Raw genomic sequence first — 16879 nt, 5'->3', positions numbered from 1 at the left:
CAGCGATTCTCCACTTTATTCGGCGGCAGTAATGCCCGTCCAACACATTATTTGCATTACTGGATGCCTTGCGGGACTCGAAAGCGCTGCCGGAACCCTGACCTCAGCCGTTGCCGGAAGCGGCGTCGCGCAACCGGCGTCGCGAGTTTGCCAGGTGGCTCCGCATTGCGGCTGACGACGACGGGCCGTCCCCTTCGGCGATGGCCGCGGCGATTGACTGGTGCTCCTGCACGACCTGATCGAAATGCTCGCGCGCGTAGTGCTCCGCCCCGCCCAGGAGCCGGGCCCTTGGCATGGCGATCATGGTCTGCCCCAGGGATGCCAGGCAGTCGGAGTAGAAAGGATTGCCGGAGGCCGCGGCAATTGCCCGGTGGAACTCGTAGTCGGCTTTCATGGCGTGCGCCGGATGCGCCGCACTGTCCGTGAAGTCACTGAAGGCCTTTTGAACCGCCTTCAGCTGCCGGTCGGTATGGTTGCGGGCGGCGAGCGCAGCGGCCTCGGACTCGACTCCAATCCGGAACTCGAGCTGCCACAGGCGGTCCTCCAGGCTGGCCACGGTGCGCGTCCCGGCACCCTGCTGCGGTCCGTCCGGCGGCGGGGTCAGCGCAAAGCTGCCCCGCCCCCGTTCGGTTTCCACCAGTCCCTCGGCCTGGAGCCGGGTCAAGGCCGCGCGGACCACCGTCCGGCTGACGCCGAACTCGCTGATCAGGGTGTTCTCGCTGGGCAGCTTCGCCCCCGGCTGGATGACGCCGTCGACAATGCGCCTGCGGAGATCAGTGGCGAGGTCCGCGGTCAGGTTCCGGCTCATGGCTTCAAGGTTACTTGCCGAATTCCACTGACTCTGTCGTCCACGCGCGCGCCTGCTCGCTGAGGGAGATGCCAAGCCCGGGACGGTCCGGAACCAGCATGCGGCCGTTCTTGGTTTCGAGGCGCTCGTTGAAGAGCGGATCGAGCCAGTCGAAGTGCTCCACCCACGGTTCGCGGGGGTAGGCAGCGGCGAGGTGGAGGTGGATTTCCATGGCGAAGTGCGGTGCGAGGCCAAGCCCGCGCTCGTCGGCCAGGGCTGCCAGGCGCAGGAACTGGGTGATGCCGCCCACCCGCGGCGCGTCGGGCTGGATGATGTCGCAGCCGTTGGCGTTGATCAGTCCCTTGTGCTCCGCGACGGAGGCGAGCATCTCACCGGTGGCGATGGGGGTGTCGAGGGCGCGGGCGAGGTCCGCGTGGCCTTCGAAGTCGTAGGCGTCGAGCGGCTCCTCGATCCAGACGAGGTTGAATTCCTCCAACCGGCGCCCCATCCGGAGGGCGGTGGCACGGTCCCATTGCTGGTTGGCGTCAACCATGAGGGGCACGTCCCAGCCGATGTGCTCACGGATGCCGGCCACGCGGCGCAGATCCTCGGCCGTGTCCGGAAGGCCGACCTTGATCTTGATGCCGCCGATGCCCTCTTCCACCGACCGGGTGGCGCGGGCCTTGACCTCGTCCAGGGTGGCGTTGAGGAAGCCGCCGGAGGTGTTGTAGGTCTGGACGGAGTCGCGGTAGGCGCCGAGGAACTTCGCCAGCGGCAGGCCGGCGCGCTTGGCTTTGAGGTCGTAGAGCGCAATGTCGATGGCGGCGAGGGCCTGGGTGGCCACGCCGGAGCGGCCGACGGATGCACCGGCCCAGAGAAGCTTGGTGTAGATCTTGCCGATGTCATTGGGGTCTTCCCCGATGATGCCTTCGGCGACTTCCTTGGCGTGGGCATACTGGGCCGGGCCGCCGGCGCGCTTGGAGTAGCTGAAGCCGATGCCGCTATGGCCCTGTTCGGTGGTGATCTCGGCGAAGAGGAACACGACTTCGGTCATAGGCTTCTGGCGTCCGGTGAAGACTTTTGCGTCGCTGATCGGTACGGCGAGCGGAAGCCTCGCCGTGGACAGCTTTACGTGGCGGATCAGATCAACGCTGGTCATGGTTCTCCCTGAAGTTTCTGCGGGGCAACTCCGCCCCGCTCAGCTTAGGTTACAAGTCTTTCACTTGTATAACAAGTGGATGAGGCGAGCCGGTTCGTATCAGCCCAGCAGCCAGGCGATGGCCAGCAGGGAGCCGGCGCAGAGCAGCGTGGTGCAGAGGATCACGTCGCGGGCAACGATGGTGCCACGGCCGTATGGGGAGGCGAAGAGGAACACATTCTGCGCGGTGGGCAGCGCCCCCATGATGACGATGGCCAGCAGATGCTGCCCCTCGAGCCCGAAGACGAAGCGTCCCAGTGCCCAGGCGATCAGGGGCATGCCGGCAATCTTCAGGAAGGTGGCCACCAGCGATTCGGTGCGCCCGTCGCCTTTTTGGAGCGGGGCCTTGCCCGCCAGGGACAGGCCGAAGGCCAGCAGCACCATGGGGACCGCACCGCCGGCGAGCATCTCTACGGGCTTCAGCAGCAGTTCGGGGACGGTAAAGCCGGTCAGCGCGACGGCCGCACCCAAGCCGGAGGCGATGATCATCGGGTTGCTGAAGGGCTGGAGCAGCAGTTTCCGCCAGGAAATCTTCGAACCCGAGGCCAGGCCCAGGACCGTCAAATAAAACGGTGCCAGCACGAGGATCTGCACCAACAGCACAGGCGCCACATGCTGTGCCGTTCCCACGGCGTACAGGGACACCGGGATTCCGATGTTGTTGGCGTTCGCGTAGCTGCTCGACATGGCGCCCACAGCCGTCTCCGCCAGCGGCCGCCGGAAGAACAGGAAACTCAGCAGGCAGTAAAGCAGCCCCGCTGCCGCTGCGGAGAGCAGCGCCAGCGGGGCATCAGTTCCGAGCGCGGCCCGGATGTCGCTGCCGGCCACCACGGTGAACAGCAGTGCGGGGTTGGTGATGTGAAAGGCGGTTCGGGTCAGGGCGCCCTGGACCTCCGGTCCGAGGACCCGCAACCGGGCCGCAAGATAGCCGACGGCGATGACGGAGGCGACAATCAGTACACCGGTGACAACACCGCCCAAGTTTTCTCCCCCTGCTCTAACGGACCAGGCAGGGCCGCTTGGGATCGAAGGACCAGCCGTCGATGTAGGACTGCATGCCGATGCTGTCGTCGCGGGCGTCAAGGCCGTGCTCCAGGTACAGCTGGTGCGCCTTCTCCAGGGCGTCGCGGTCCAGTTCGATCCCCAGGCCGGGCGCGTCCGGGACCTCGATGGCGCCGTCCTTGATCTGCAGCGGATCCGCGGTGAGCCCCTGGCCGTCCTGCCAGATCCAGTGCGTGTCCAGGGCGGTGATCTCGCCCGGGGCCGCGGCTCCCGTGTGGGTGAACATGGCGAGTGAGATGTCGAAGTGGTTGTTCGAGTGCGAGCCCCAGGTGAGACCGAACTCGTTGCACAACTGCGCCACCCGGACGGAACCGTGCATGGTCCAGAAGTGCGGGTCCGCGAGGGGGATGTCCACCGCGTTGCTGCGGATGGCATGGGACATCTCGCGCCAGTCCGTCGCGACCATGTTCGTGGCGGTCCTCAGCCCGGTGGCACGCCGGAACTCCGCCATGACCTCCCGCCCGGAGAATCGGCCCTCGGCGCCGCAGGGGTCTTCGGCGTAGGCCACCACGCCCTGCATGCGCTTGCCCAGCCGGATCGCTTCTTCCAGGAGCCAGCCGCCGTTGGGGTCCAGGGTGACGCGGGCCTCCGGGAAGCGCTCGGCCAGCGCCGTCACCACGTCCACTTCGGCGTCGCCGGCGAGCACGCCGCCTTTGAGCTTGAAGTCGCTGAAGCCGTAGCGTTCCTGGGCTGCCTCGGCCAAAGCCACCACCGCTTCGGGAGTCATGGCCTCCTGCCGGCGGAGCTTTTCCCACCGGTCCGCCGGCGCCTCCTCCACCAAGTACGGCAAATCCGTCCGGCGGGTGTCGCCGACGAAGAAGAGGTAGCCGAGCATGGGTACGGTGCTGCGCTGCTGGCCGTCGCCCAGCAGTTCCGCGACGGGGACTCCGAGGAACTGCCCGTGCAGGTCAAGGAGCGCGGACTCGATGGCGGTGACGGCGTGGACCGTGGTGCGGAGGTCAAACGTCTGCAGCCCCCGGCCGCCGGCGTCGCGGTCGGCAAACTTGGCCATGACGTCGCGGAGCAGGGAGCGGTAGCGGGCCACCGGCCGGCCGGCCAGGAAGACGCCCGCCTCCTCGATGGTGCCGCGAATCTTCTCTCCGCCTGGCACCTCCCCAAGGCCGGTGCGGCCGTCCGAATCGGTGATGATCACGATGTTGCGGGTGAAGAACGGGCCGTGAGCGCCGCTGAGGTTCATCAGCATGCTGTCGTGCCCGGCGACCGGGACAACTTCGACGTGGGCGATGGTGGGCTGCGTGCTCACGCGTTGACCTCTGCTTTCTCTGCTGCTGCCACTTCTGCTGCTGCTCCTGTGGCGGCGGCATGCACGACGCCGTCGATCCGGCGGTTCAGCTGCCACGGGTTGGCGTCCTGCAACGGAACCGGGAGCAGTTCCTGCGGCAGGTTCTGGTAGGCCACCGGCCTAAGGAACCGGTTGATGGCCAGCGTCCCCACGGACGTGATCCGGGTGTCCGACGTTGCCGGGAAGGGGCCACCGTGGACCATGGCATGTCCCACCTCGACGCCGGTGGGCCAGCCGTTGACGATGATGCGGCCCACCTTCTGCTCCAGGACCGGGATGAGCGGTGCCGCCTCCGGGTAGTCCGCTTCGGTGAGCTGCAGGGAGGCCGTGAGCTGGCCTTCAAGCCGGCTGGCGGCGCCGAGCAGTTCCTCGGTGGTGGAATAGCGGATCACGAGGCTGGCGGCGCCGAAAATCTCCTCGTGCAGGACATGGTTGGACACGAACTCCGCGACGTCGGTGCCGAAGATGGCGGGGCCGGGGGCGTTCTGGGTTGCCCCTGCCGCGCCCTTGCCGACAATATTGACGTTCGTGGCGGAGCCGAGCGCCTCGGCGCCGGCGTTCCAGGACCCGGCGACGCCTTCGGTCAGCATGGTCTGCCCGGCGCAGGCGGATACGGCGCGGCCGACGGCGGCAGCAAAGGCGTCGCCGGCCGCACCGGCGGGGGCAAACAACAGGCCGGGGGAGGTGCAGAGCTGCCCGGAGCTGCCGGTGACGGCGGCGACGTACTGGCCGGCGAGCGCGTCAATTTCTCCGGCATTGCCGGCCAGGGCGCCCGGGAAGACGAACACCGGGTTGAGCGAGGACATCTCGGCGTAGACCGGAATGGGCTCCGGGCGGGCGGCGGCGGTGCGCATCAAAGCGATGCCGGCGGACTGCGAGCCGGTGAATCCGACGGCTTTGATGGCCGGATCGGCGACGAGCGCCTGGCCGATGCTGCTGCCGGGACCGTAGATCAGGGAGAACACGCCGGGGTGCAGTCCGTTGTCGCGGACCGCCTTGGCGATGGCCTGGCCGACGAGCTCGCCGGTGCCGGGGTGCGCATTGTGGGCCTTGAAGACCACGGGGCAGCCGGCGGCGAGGGCGGAAGCGGTGTCGCCGCCCGCCGTCGAGAAGGCCAGCGGGAAGTTGCTGGCGCCGAAGACCGCGACGGGGCCGAGCGGAATCTGCCGCTGACGGATATCGGCGCGGGGGAGGGGAGCGCGGTCCGGGAGGGCCGGGTCGATCCGGACCCCACGGAAGTCACCCTGGCGGACGACGGCGGCGAAGAGCCTCAGCTGTCCCGTGGTGCGGGCCCGTTCGCCTTGCAGCCGCGCGGCAGGCAGGCCGGTCTCGTGGCCCGCCCGGGTGATCAGTTCGTCGCCGATAGCCTCGATGTTCTCGGCGATGGCCTCCAGGAACCGGGCGTGGGTTTCCGGGTCCAGTGTGCTGAAGGAGGGGTAGGCTGCGGCTGCGGCAGCGGTTGCGGCCTTCAGCTGCTCTTCCGTGAGCAGGGTGTAGCCCGGTTCGAGCTCTTCGTTCGTGGCGGGGTTGAAGCCGTACGCCGTCTTGCCGTCTCCGGCGACGGTCTGGCCCGCGATGAGCGAGTGTCCGGTGAGTGTCACGGTGCGTCCTCCTAGGAAACGGTGGCGATGAGGGACTTGAGGTCCGCGAGGTCCTGGGGCGCCAGGTTCTGCAGCGGGGGGCGGACGCCGCCGGCGGAGCGGCCGATCGCATCCAGTCCGCCCTTGACGATGGAAACGGCGTAGCCCTTGGCCCGGTCGCGGATGTCCAGGTAGGGAATGACGAAGTCGTTGAGCTTCTTGTTGACGGCAACCCGGTCCAGGTTGCGGACGTCCTGGTAGAAGTCCAGGGCGAACTGCGGGACAAAGTTGTACATGGCGCTGGAGTACGTGCTCATGCCCAGCTGCAGCAGCGGCAGCGCGAAGGTCTCCGCCGTGGGGAGGCCGCCGAGGTAGAACAGGCGGTCGCCGAGCTTGGCGTAGACCCGCGCATCGTGTTCGAGGTCCCCCACGCCGTCCTTGAATCCGATCAGGTTCTCGTGGCGGTCGGCCAGGGTGGCTACCGTGGTGTCCTTGTAGATGGCGTTCGCGCGGTTGTAGATGATGACGCCGAGGGACGTCGACTGGCAGACGGCGCTGACGTGGTCGATCAGTCCGCCCTGGTCCGCTTCGGTGAGGTAGGGCGGGAGCAGCAGGATGCCTTCGGCGCCGGCAGCCTCGGCCGCGCGGGCATTCTCGACAGCCTGGGCAGTGGAACCGCCGGCGGAGGCGAGGACCGGGACGGTGCCGCCGACTTCCTCGACGGCTGCACGGACGACGCGCTCGGACTCGGCCGGGGTCAGGGAAAAGCCTTCACCGGTTCCGCCTGCTGCGAAGAGGCCGGCCACCGGGAAGCTTGCCTGCCAGGCCAGGTGCTTGCGGTAGTTCTCCTCATCGAACTGCAGCTCGGCGTCGAACGAGGTGACGGGGAAAGAGAGCAGGCCGTCCTTGAGGACGTTCGCCAGTTCCTGGGGTGTGTACTTTGCCACGATGTGGTCCTCCGGATAAGCGCCGAGATGGGCGGGGGTGGTGGTTCCTTCTCAGCGTAGGTTTGCCACCTCATGCCTGTCCAAGTGCATTATTGAATGAATTGATACCTTGCGTGCATTGCATTGCTGTCAGTCCAGATGGAAGTCGATACCGGCCAGCAGCCGCGAAAGCGCCGGATTGCTCACCTTCCGGCTCCAGATCGCGTGGAGCTCAACGGGCTCCCCATGCCCGGTGGCCAGGGGAAGGAACTCGACACCCTGGATGCCCAGTGCCGTGGCGGACCGGGGCACGAAGGCGACGCCGCGTTTGGCTGCTACCAGGGAAACCATGGTCAGGATCTGGCTCACGGTGTGGACCACGTTCTCGTGCTGCACCGGCAGCATGCGGACCACCAGGTCGTAGAAGTACCGCGCCTGCAGCGGAGAATGCATGATGAGGGGCTCGTCCTTGAGGTCCTCGTCCGCGACGGTCCCGCCGCGGCGGGCAAGCGGGTGGCCCGCCGGTACGGCGACCATCATGGATTCGCGGAACAGGAGCCTCGAGTCGAAGAGATCCCTGTCGAACGGGGGCCGCGCCAGGCCCAGGTCCAGTTCCCCCGTCTCCAGGGCCTGGATCTGTTCCCCGGTCACCATCTCCTGCAAATCGACGTCGACGTCGGGGAGGATCGCGGAGATCTCCTCCAGCAGCGGCCCCAGAATGCTGAACCCGCTCGCTGCGGTGAAACCGATCCGCAGCAGGCCGGAGCGGCCCGATGCGATGCGCCGGGCGGTGAGGGGGGCCCGCTCGGCGAGAGCCAGCAGCCGCCTGGCTTCTTCGAGGAAGGCGGAACCTGCGGCGGTCAGCTGCACCTTCCGGTTGTCCCGTTCAAACAGTTCGGTCCCCACGGACTTCTCCAGCTTCTGGATCTGCCGGCTCAGCGGTGGCTGGGTCATGTTGAGGCGTTCCGCCGCCCGGCCGAAGTGCAGTTCTTCCGCCACGGCAATGAATCCCGCCAGCTGGTCAAAGGTAAACATTATGCCTTCCAGGTATCACTCGATGCATATTTGGGCTTAGACATGCATCATAGCCGCTCCCTAAACTCGACACAGCGAACCGGCAGTGACGCGGTTCACATGCTTCCGGGGCTTCGTCCCTGACGATCAATGAGGAGTTTCAATGATGCACTTCCCTTCGCGCCGTGCCGTACTCGGAGCGGCATCGGCGGTAACGCTGCTGGCCTTGACCGCCTGCGGCAACGTCGCCGGCGGCAGCGCCGCTTCGACGTCGAAGTATCCGAACGGACCTGTGAACCTCACGGTGGGCCAGGCGGCGGGCGGCAGCACCGACCTGATTGCCCGCGCCATTTCGGAAGGCGCAGCAAAGTCGCTCGGTGCGCCGATGCCTGTGGTGAACAAGCCCGGCGCCAACGGGGCCCTTGCCAGCAAGGAGGTCGCCGGAAAGCCTGCCGACGGACAGAACCTGGTTCTGCTCAACGCGTCCCTGATCACCATCACACCCCTCGCCGTCACGTCGGAGGAGGCCGTCAACATCGATGACTTCGACGTCATTACCGGGTTGTCCCAGGACGACTACGTGATGGTGGCCAGCCAGGCATCAGGGTTTAAAACCATCAAGGACGTGACCGGCGCGGGACGCAACATCACGTTCGGCACCACAGGCGTGGGGACCGGCAGCCAGCTGGCCCAGACTGTGCTCTTCAAGCAGGCTGACGTGAAGGGAACCGACGTCCCCTTCGACAGCGGCAAGCCCGCCCTCACCGCGGTCCTGGGTAACCAGGTCGAACTGACCACCGTCCAGCTCGGCGAAGCAATGCCGCAGATCCAGGCCGGCAAGGTGACACCGCTGCTGGTCTTCTCAGAAGAGCGGAACTCCTTCCTCCCGGACGTGCCGACGGCCAAGGAATCCGGCTACGACGTGCCCGTGGCCCAGTACCGCGCCGTCGCCGCCCCGAAGGGTACCCCGAAGGAAGTGAAGGACAAGCTGCTCGCGTCCATCCAGGAGACCCTTAAGACCGACACCTACAAAGAGTTCAACAAGAAAAACATGCTGACCCCGAAGGAAATCTCCGGCGAGGAAGTCGTCACGCAGTGGAAGGACTACGCCGCCAAGTACAAGGCCCTGGTGGAGAAGTACAGCATCAGCCTCAGCGGGACGAAGTGATCCCAGTGCCAGCCACACCAGCAGTGCCCGCCGGAGGAGGACGCCGTTCGGCTGCCCCCTCCGGCGGGGACGCCCCTCTTGTTGATACCGACGATGTTCTCGCGGACCTCACTCCGGAACAGCTTGCCGCGCAGTGGGAGGACGAGAAGCCGCCCGCCGCCGGAGCGCTGGCCAGCGCGGCGTCCTCCCTTGTGGTTATCGGCGTCGGCATCGGCGCAGTAGTCCTGTCCATCGCGATGGGCCTGGGCACCCCGGCGGCGCCGCAGCCCGGGTTGTGGCCGTTCATGATCAGTTGCGTCATGGTGGTCCTCGGCCTCTTCCAGCTCATCATCGGGCGGCACAACCGGGACGCGGAAAAGTTCACCCGGATGTCCCTGGCGCCCCTCACGGGTCTCGTCACCCTGGCCGCCATGGTTGCGCTGATGCCGGTCATCGGTTTTGAACTGCCGGCACTCGTCCTGTCCATCATCTGGATGCGCTTCCTCGGCGGCGAAACCTGGCGCTCCACCCTGCTGGTCAGCGCAATCGTCGTGGCGGCGTTCTACGGAATCTTCGTCCTGGCGCTCAACACCTCCATTCCCCACCTCTTCTAGGAGAACCCCGTGGATTTCCTAAATCCCGTCATCAACGGCTTCGCCGTTGTCCTGGAGCCGACCAACCTCCTCTACTGCCTGATCGGCGTCGTTATCGGCATGTTGATCGGTGTCCTGCCCGGTCTGGGGCCCGCGGCAACCATCGCCATCCTTCTGCCGCTCACGTACAACGTAGAACCCGTCACCGCCATCATCATGCTCGCGGGCATCTTCTATGGCGCACAATACGGCGGCACCATCACCTCCGTGCTGCTGCGCCTGCCGGGCGAAGCGTCGTCCGTGGTGACCGTGTTCGACGGCTACCAGATGGCCAAACAGGGCAAGGCCGGCACCGCGCTCGGGCTGGCGTCCATCGGCTCATTCATCGGCGGCACCGGCGCCATCATCGGCTTGACCTTCCTGGCTCCCGTCGTGGCCAGCTTCGCCCTCGACTTCGGTCCCGCGGAGTACTCGGCCCTGGCGCTGCTCGGAATCCTGCTGGTGGCAACCATCAGCAACGGTGCAAAGACCAAGGCGCTCATCGCCGCCGCCGTCGGCCTGCTGCTCGCAACGGTCGGCCGGGACATCTTCACCGGCGAAAGCCGTTTCACCTTCGGCAGCCTGGAGCTTGCCGACGGCATCGACTTTGTGCCGATCGCCATGGGCGTTTTCGGCCTTGGCGAAATCCTCTACAACCTGGAGGAACGCCACCGCGCCGCCAAGGCACCCACCAAGGTCACGAACATCTGGCCCTCACGGAAGGACCTCAAGCAGGCGTCCGGTGCGATCGGCCGCGGCTCGGTTCTCGGCTTCTTCCTTGGCATCCTGCCAGGTGGCGGCGCGACGATCGCCTCCATGGCCTCCTACGCCATGGAGAAGAAGCGGGCCAAGCAGCCGGAGCGGTTCGGCAAGGGCGCGCCGGAAGGCGTTGCCGGTCCGGAAACCGCCAACAACGCGGCAGCGACGTCATCCTTCATCCCGCTGCTCACGCTCGGGATCCCGGCAAACGCCACCATGGCGCTCATGTTCGGAGCCCTGCTGATTCAGGGCGTCACGCCAGGCCCGCAGCTCGTGGACCAGGATCCGGAGCTGTTCTGGGGCGTCGTGAACTCGATGTACATCGGCAACATCCTGCTGCTGATCATGAGCCTTCCGCTCGTGGGAGTCTTCGTAAAGATCCTTCGGGTGCGCGCCGCAATCCTGGCCCCCGTCACCGCGCTCATCACGCTGCTGGGCGCCTACACGATCAACAACAGCATGTTCGACGTGACGCTGGTCGTCGTCTTCGGCATCATCGGCTACCTCATGAAGAAGTTCGGTTTCGAACCAGGACCCCTGGTCCTGGCGTTCGTTCTTGGATCGCTGCTGGAGAGTTCATTGCGGCGTTCGCTGCTGGTCTTCGGCGGCGACCCGGCAGGCTTCTTCAGCCGCCCCATCTCGGCAACCCTGCTGACGGTCTTTGTGCTCGTTGCAGTGTTCCCGGTGATCCGGAACATGCTGGCCAAACGCAAGGCCTCCGCTTCCGGAGCGCCCTCACCGGAACGAATCAAGGAGAAGGTATGAGCATCATTGTCGGTTTCGTCCCCACCCCGGCAGGGGAGGCTGCGCTGACCGCGGGCATCGCCGAAGCGCAACTGCGGAACGAGGACCTGGTGATTGTCAACTCCGCGCGGGAGGGCGCCCTGGTTGACAAGGCCGTGGCTCCCCGGGATGTCCTGGAGGAAGCGTCGCGGCGCGCCACCGCCGCCGGCGTCCGCACTTCGGTGAGGCAGCCGCCGTACCAGCACGACCTGGCGGACGAGTTCCTCGACCTCGCCCGCGAGATCGATGCCTCCTTGATTGTCATCGGGCTGCGGCACCGTTCCCAGGTGGGCAAGTTCATCCTCGGCAGCCACGCCCAGCGGATCCTGATGCAGGCGGACCGGCCGGTGCTCGCCGTGAAGCCGGCAGGGGCACCTTTCTAGGGACCGCCGCGGTCGCTGGAGTAGGCGCTGGAGTAGGCGCTGGAGTAGGCAGGGGCTGAACGGACCGCAAGGTTCCGGTCAGCCCCTGCTGCGTTTCCGGGCTCGGGTTTCCGGATGCAAAAGTTTCCGGCACAGGTTTCCGGGACAATAAAGTAGTGACTTCCGCTCCCGCGCCCGTTGACCTGCTTGGTGCCCGCGGGCCTTTCGATCTGGCTGCCATCGGAGCCGGTCTGACTTTTGCCGCGTCGCTGGGGGAGTTGGCTGCCACGTTGCGGTCGGCGGGTGCCGGCGGGGCCGCCGTGGTGCAGGCCCCGCCGGGCACCGGAAAGACCACCCTAGTGCCGCCTTTGCTCGCGAACTTGGCCGCAGCGAACCTGGCCGCGGCGGGGCAGGGCGGGCGGGGGCGGGACAACGTCCCGCCGCCGCGCGTGGTGGTCACGCAGCCGCGGCGCGTGGCGGTCCGGTCCGCCGCCCGGCGCCTGGCGGCCCTCGACGGCAGCCGGCTCGGGGACCGGATCGGCTACATGGTCCGGGGCGAACGCCAGGCGGGGCCGGGCACCCTGATCGAGTTCGTCACCCCCGGGATCCTGCTGAACAGGCTGCTGGCGGATCCGGGACTGGGGTCAACAGCCGTCGTCGTCCTCGACGAAGTCCACGAGCGCGGGCTGGAAACAGACCTCCTCGTCGGCATGCTCGGCGAGGTCCGGCAGTTGCGAGAGGACCTCACCCTGGTCGCCATGTCCGCCACCCTGGATGCCCCGCGCTTCGCCCGCCTCCTCGGCGACGGCGGCGCCGTCGCCCCGGTCATCGACTGTCCGTCCGCCCTCCACCCGCTGGAGGTCGAGTGGGTTCCCGCGGCCGGGGCCAGGCTGGACGAACGGGGCGTGACCCGGTCCTTCCTCGACCACGTGGCGGACACTGCCGGGGCCGCCCACGCCGCCGCGCGGGCGGCCGGACAGGACATTGACGCCCTGGTCTTCGTGCCGGGGGCCTGGGAGGTTTCCTACGTGGCCGCGCGTCTTCGCGGGCGCGGCGGCGGCCCGGAGGTGCTGGAGCTGCATGGCCAGTCCGGCCCGGCGGAGCAGGACCGCGCCGTTTCGGGGCGTGAGCCGGGCGCCCCCGCGCGGATCATCGTGTCCACCGGCCTTGCCGAATCCTCGCTGACCGTCCCGGGAGTCCGGCTGGTCATCGACGCCGGGCTGTCCCGCGAGCCCCGCCGCGACGCCAGCCGCGGCATGTCCGGACTGGTGACCGTGTCCTGCTCACGGGCTTCCGCCGAACAGCGGGCCGGGCGCGCCGCCCGCCAGGGCCCCGGAAAAGTGGTGCGCTGCTACGACCAGCGGACGTTCGGCGCCGCGCCTGCGCACCAGACGCCGGAGATCGCCGTCGCCGACCTGACGGGCGCCGCCCTGACCCTGGCCTGCTGGGGATCGCCCGGCGGGCGCGGACTGGCGCTCCCGGACGCTCCGCCCCCCGCGGCGATGGCGGACGCCATGGAGGTGCTGGGGGAACTCGGCGCTGTGGACCAGGACGGCTCCGCCACGCCTCTTGGCCGGACCCTGGCAGGGATCCCGGCGGACCCGCGCCTGGCCCGCGCCCTGCTGGACGGGGCCGCCGGCGTCGGCCCGCGCACCGCCGCCGAAGCTGTCGCCCTCGTGGCCGGAGACCAGCGGGCCCCCGGCGCGGACCTGACGCGGCTGCTCAGCGCCCTCCGCGCCGGGAAGGACCCGGCCTCCCGGCGCTGGTCGGAGGATGTGCGGCGGATGGAGGCGATTGCGCGCCGGGAGCCCTCCGGCGCCGTCCCGCCGGCAACGCCGGCACCGCCGGACGCCGCGGACGCGGTTGGTTTTGTTGTTGCCCTCGCCTTCCCGGACCGGGTGGCGCGCCGTGTCCCGGGTGGCGGGCCGGAACGTTATCTGCTCTCGTCCGGTACCCGGGCAGGGCTGCCGGCCGGCAGCTCCCTGACCGGGCACGAGTGGCTGGCCGTAGCCGAAGTGTCCCGCACCCAGGGGCGGGATGCCGCCGGGACCGGGGCCGTAATCCGTTCCGCCGCGCCGCTGGCCGCTGATGCCGCGGAGGCCGCCGCGCGGCAGCTGCTCACCGACGCGGTGGAGGCGCAGTTCAACCAGGGCCGGGTGACGGCCCGGCGGGAGCGGCGGCTCGGCGCCATCGTGCTGTCCTCGACGCCGGTCCGGCCCTCCGCCGAGGAAGGACGCCGGGCCGTGGCCGCCGCCCTGAAGCGGGACGGGCTGGGGACGATCGGATGGTCGACGGCGGGGGACACCCTGCGCCGTCGGCTGTTCCTCCTGCACCGGGAGCTGGGGGATCCCTGGCCGGATGTCGCGGAGGACGCGCTGCTGGCCCGGCTGCAGGAGTGGCTTGCCCCGGAGCTCGAAGCGCTGGCCGGTGGTGCCCCCGCTGGCGGTATCGACCTGGCCGAACCGCTCCGCAGGCTGCTGCCCTGGCCCGAGGCATCGCGTCTGGACGAACTCGTGCCGGAGCGGCTCGAAGTGCCCAGCGGCTCCCGCGTCCGGATCGACTACCCGGAGGTGGGGGATGCGGCCGGCAGGCCCGTGGTGGCGGTCAAGCTCCAGGAGTGCTTCGGATGGGACCGGACGCCCCGGCTGGTGGGCGGGGCCGTGCCGGTGCTGTTCCACCTGCTGTCACCCGCGCGCCGGCCGCTGGCCGTGACGGACGACCTGGCGTCCTTCTGGTCCGGGCCGTATGCCCAGGTCCGTGCCGAAATGCGCGGCCGCTACCCCCGGCACCCCTGGCCGGAGGACCCGTGGACGGCGCCGGCCACCGCCAGGACCAAGAGCCGCAAATAAAAACACCGCGTGCAGCGCCGCCGGGAAGGCGCGCTGCACGCGGTGTGTCGGAAGAGTCCTCGGGTTAGTGCCGAGGGCCACCTGCCCGGACCGGTGCCTGGTTTCCGGCGTCGTCTGCCGTGATCAGGATGTTGCCTTCCGAGATGGACTCGGACAGCACGTCGTGTTCGATCGCGGTGGCCAGCGGCCGTTCCTTGATGAAGCACATGAGCGCCGCCGCCAGCAACGCCAGCGGAACCATCCAGATGAAGATCGGTGTGAGGGCATCATTGTAGGAGGAGATAATGGCCTCCTTAATTGGCGCCGGCAGGGCGCTGACGACGGCGGGGGTCAGGGAATTGGATCCGCCGGGCGCGCCGCCGGTGGCGGCGGCGGGCAGCCGCTGGACCAGCAATTCCGCTAGCCTGCTCGCGAAGAGGCTGCCGACGACAGCGGATCCCAGCGTCGCGCCGATCTGCCGGAAGAAGTTGTTCGACGCCGTCGCCGTACCGACCTCGCGCAGCGGGAAAGAGTTCTGCACGATCAGCACCATGATCTGCATGCTCAGACCCAGCCCCAGACCCATGACCGCCAGGTACGCGCAGATTTCCCACAGGGGTGAACCGGGCTTGAGGGTGGAGAGCAGGACGAGGGCGACTGCGACAAGCACGCCGCCCGCTATCGGCATCCACTTGTAGCGGCCCGTGCGGCTGACCAGCTGGCCCGAGACGACCGAGGCAACCAGGAGCGCGCCCATCATCGGGATCATCAGCAGACCTGACTCGGTGGCGTTGACGCTGAAAGCCATCTGGAGGTATGTCGGCAGGTAGCCGATCGCTCCGAACATGGCGACACCGATGAACAGGCCCGCCACTGTGGCGAGGTTGAAGTTGAGGTCCTTGAACAGGTGCAGCGGAATGATCGGCTCCGCCGTCCGGCGCTCCACGAGGACAAACGCCACGGCGCTCAGGACGGTGCCCGCGATCAGGGCCAGGATGATCGGGTCGCTCCATTCGTACTTACTCCCACCCCAGGTGGCGAAGAGAACGAGGCAGGTAGTCGCGATCGCCAGCAGCACCATGCCGCCCAGGTCCAAGCGCGGCTTACCGGAGTGCCGTGGCAGCTTGAGGAAGAACACGGCACCGGCGAGCGCCAGCAGCCCCAGCGGAATGTTGATCCAGAACACCCAGCGCCAGCCGGGTCCCTCGGTGAACCAGCCTCCGAGCAGCGGTCCCGCGACGGAGGCGATGGCGAAGACGCCACCCATCATGCCCATGTACTTTCCGCGTTCCCGCGGGGGAATGACGTCGGCGATGACCGCCTGCGAGAGGATCATCAGGCCTCCGCCGCCCAGGCCCTGGATGACGCGGGCGGTGATAAGCATACCCATGTCGTTGGCCAGGGCGCCCACCACCGAGCCGATCATGAACAGCACGATGGCAGCCATCAGCAGGGCCTTGCGTCCCATCAGGTCGCCGAGTTTGCCGTAGATGGGCATGGTGACGGTGGAGGCGAGAATGAACGCGGTGATGACCCACAGCATGTCGTTGACGCCGTGAAGTTCACCCACGATCGTGGGCAACGCGGTGCTCAGCACGGTCTGGTTCAGTGCAGCGAGGAGCATCGAGAGCATCAGGCCCACGAAGAGGAGCACGATGTGCTGCTTCCCTTCAGATGGGCCCGAGTCAGGGCCCGGGACGGGAACAGGGGCAGTGGTCACGAGAGTTTCCTTTGCAAGTGGTGGAGGAGGGCTAGGGAGGACCCGAGGTCGTCGGGTTGGACGCCTTTGGCCGGGTCAAAGCCGGCTGAGGTGAGATTGAAGCGGAGGGGGATGCCGGCGATCATGACCAGCATGCGGGCGGTCTCGTCCGGGCCGAAGCCGGCCGCGGGGGCCGACCAGGCCGGATCGGCCGCCAGCAGGCCGGCCACTGCGTAGCAGACCAGCGTCTCGGCCTTGACCATCTGCTCCATCTTGTGGCGGCCCAGGTTCGGGTAGCGGGCCAGCAGTTTCCGGCGGCGGTCCGGATCTGCCCCGCCGATCGCTGACCGCGCCACTGTCATCAGCAGCCGGGATACCTGGTCCAAAAGGTCTTCGGCGGACGTGGAGACCCGGGACAGCTCCTCCGGGTCCACGTGGGGCTCCTGAAGACCGAGGATTGCGTCCTCCTTGGCCCTGAAGTAGTTGAAGAATGTGCGCTGGGAGACCCCCGCGTTCTCGGCGATGGCCTCGACCGTGGTCTGCTCGATCCCGCGCTGCAGCGCAAGCGACGCGGCGGCGTCGTGGAGTGCAGTCCAGGTTTCCGCCTTGCGGCGTTCCCGCAGTGTCCTCGTTCCGGTCTCAATCATGCAGCAAGCCTTGCACGACTGCAAAGTTTTCACAAATGCATGTTTGCAACAGTGCAAACTTACTCCCGCCGTTGTGCCTTGACGCGCAACCCCGGTCCGGCTCCAGAATGAACTGCCACATGTCCTCGGCAGGAGAAGGTAACGAAGGGACC

14 protein-coding genes are annotated in these 16879 nt (G+C 67.8%); 5 read left to right on the top strand and 9 right to left on the bottom strand.

Features of this window, described 5'->3' with window-relative positions; genetic code table 11:
• Window positions 1-103: 103 nt before the first annotated feature.
• The 7 genes from QFZ65_RS11745 to QFZ65_RS11715 form a co-directional block, all read right to left on the bottom strand.
• Window positions 104-808 (bottom strand): FadR/GntR family transcriptional regulator, encoded by a 705-nt coding sequence (locus QFZ65_RS11745; protein WP_306910590.1) that lies wholly within the window; start codon window positions 806-808, stop codon window positions 104-106.
• Window positions 809-818: 10 nt separating this feature from the next.
• Window positions 819-1946, bottom strand: a complete 1128-nt coding sequence (locus QFZ65_RS11740; RefSeq protein WP_306910589.1) for a mandelate racemase/muconate lactonizing enzyme family protein — start codon at window positions 1944-1946, stop codon at window positions 819-821.
• Between the two features lie 99 nt (window positions 1947-2045).
• Window positions 2046-2966 (bottom strand): AEC family transporter, encoded by a 921-nt coding sequence (locus tag QFZ65_RS11735; RefSeq protein ID WP_306910588.1) that lies wholly within the window; start codon window positions 2964-2966, stop codon window positions 2046-2048.
• A gap of 16 nt (window positions 2967-2982) precedes the next feature.
• The gene (locus QFZ65_RS11730) at window positions 2983-4311 is read right to left on the bottom strand and encodes an enolase C-terminal domain-like protein (protein WP_306910587.1); all 1329 of its coding nucleotides are present in this window, start codon (window positions 4309-4311) and stop codon (window positions 2983-2985) included.
• Window positions 4308-5951: an aldehyde dehydrogenase (NADP(+)) gene (locus tag QFZ65_RS11725; RefSeq protein WP_306910585.1), complete on the bottom strand. Its 1644-nt coding sequence runs from the start codon at window positions 5949-5951 to the stop codon at window positions 4308-4310. The genes QFZ65_RS11730 and QFZ65_RS11725 overlap by 4 nt, the downstream gene beginning before the upstream one ends.
• An 11-nt stretch (window positions 5952-5962) precedes the next feature.
• Entirely contained in the window at window positions 5963-6877 is a 915-nt protein-coding gene (kdgD, locus tag QFZ65_RS11720) for a 5-dehydro-4-deoxyglucarate dehydratase (RefSeq protein WP_306910583.1), read from the bottom strand.
• Between the two features lie 129 nt (window positions 6878-7006).
• Window positions 7007-7891 carry a LysR family transcriptional regulator gene (locus QFZ65_RS11715; RefSeq protein WP_306910580.1) on the bottom strand — a complete coding sequence of 295 codons (885 nt, stop codon included), beginning with the start codon at window positions 7889-7891 and terminating at the stop codon, window positions 7007-7009.
• A 142-nt stretch (window positions 7892-8033) separates the two neighbouring features.
• On the opposite strand from QFZ65_RS11715, the gene QFZ65_RS11710 reads away from it, so the two are divergent.
• The 5 genes from QFZ65_RS11710 to hrpB all read left to right on the top strand — a co-directional run bounded on the left by QFZ65_RS11710 (window position 8034) and on the right by hrpB (window position 14402).
• Window positions 8034-9038 carry a tripartite tricarboxylate transporter substrate binding protein gene (locus QFZ65_RS11710; protein ID WP_306910578.1) on the top strand — a complete coding sequence of 335 codons (1005 nt, stop codon included), beginning with the start codon at window positions 8034-8036 and terminating at the stop codon, window positions 9036-9038.
• A gap of 5 nt (window positions 9039-9043) precedes the next feature.
• Entirely contained in the window at window positions 9044-9631 is a 588-nt protein-coding gene (locus tag QFZ65_RS11705; protein ID WP_306910576.1) for a tripartite tricarboxylate transporter TctB family protein, read from the top strand.
• Between the two features lie 9 nt (window positions 9632-9640).
• Window positions 9641-11173 carry a tripartite tricarboxylate transporter permease gene (locus QFZ65_RS11700; protein ID WP_306910574.1) on the top strand — a complete coding sequence of 511 codons (1533 nt, stop codon included), beginning with the start codon at window positions 9641-9643 and terminating at the stop codon, window positions 11171-11173.
• Window positions 11170-11574 (top strand): universal stress protein, encoded by a 405-nt coding sequence (locus tag QFZ65_RS11695; protein WP_306910572.1) that lies wholly within the window; start codon window positions 11170-11172, stop codon window positions 11572-11574. Before QFZ65_RS11700 ends, QFZ65_RS11695 begins: the two co-directional genes overlap by 4 nt.
• A gap of 155 nt (window positions 11575-11729) precedes the next feature.
• Window positions 11730-14402: an ATP-dependent helicase HrpB gene (hrpB, locus tag QFZ65_RS11690; RefSeq protein WP_306910570.1), complete on the top strand. Its 2673-nt coding sequence runs from the start codon at window positions 11730-11732 to the stop codon at window positions 14400-14402.
• Between the two features lie 64 nt (window positions 14403-14466).
• On the opposite strand, the gene QFZ65_RS11685 is transcribed toward hrpB, so the two are convergent.
• A complete protein-coding gene (locus QFZ65_RS11685) occupies window positions 14467-16101 on the bottom strand; it encodes an MDR family MFS transporter (protein ID WP_306910568.1) in 1635 nt (544 codons plus the stop codon).
• The gene (locus tag QFZ65_RS11680) at window positions 16098-16727 is read right to left on the bottom strand and encodes a TetR/AcrR family transcriptional regulator (protein ID WP_306910565.1); all 630 of its coding nucleotides are present in this window, start codon (window positions 16725-16727) and stop codon (window positions 16098-16100) included. The genes QFZ65_RS11685 and QFZ65_RS11680 overlap by 4 nt, the downstream gene beginning before the upstream one ends.
• Window positions 16728-16879 lie beyond the last annotated feature (152 nt).

The organism is Arthrobacter sp. B3I9, assembly GCF_030816935.1.
Classification (GTDB): Bacteria; Actinomycetota; Actinomycetes; order Actinomycetales; family Micrococcaceae; genus Arthrobacter.
The sequence above is the reverse complement of the archived record's forward strand: the minus strand, read 5'-3'. Positions and strand labels throughout refer to the sequence as shown.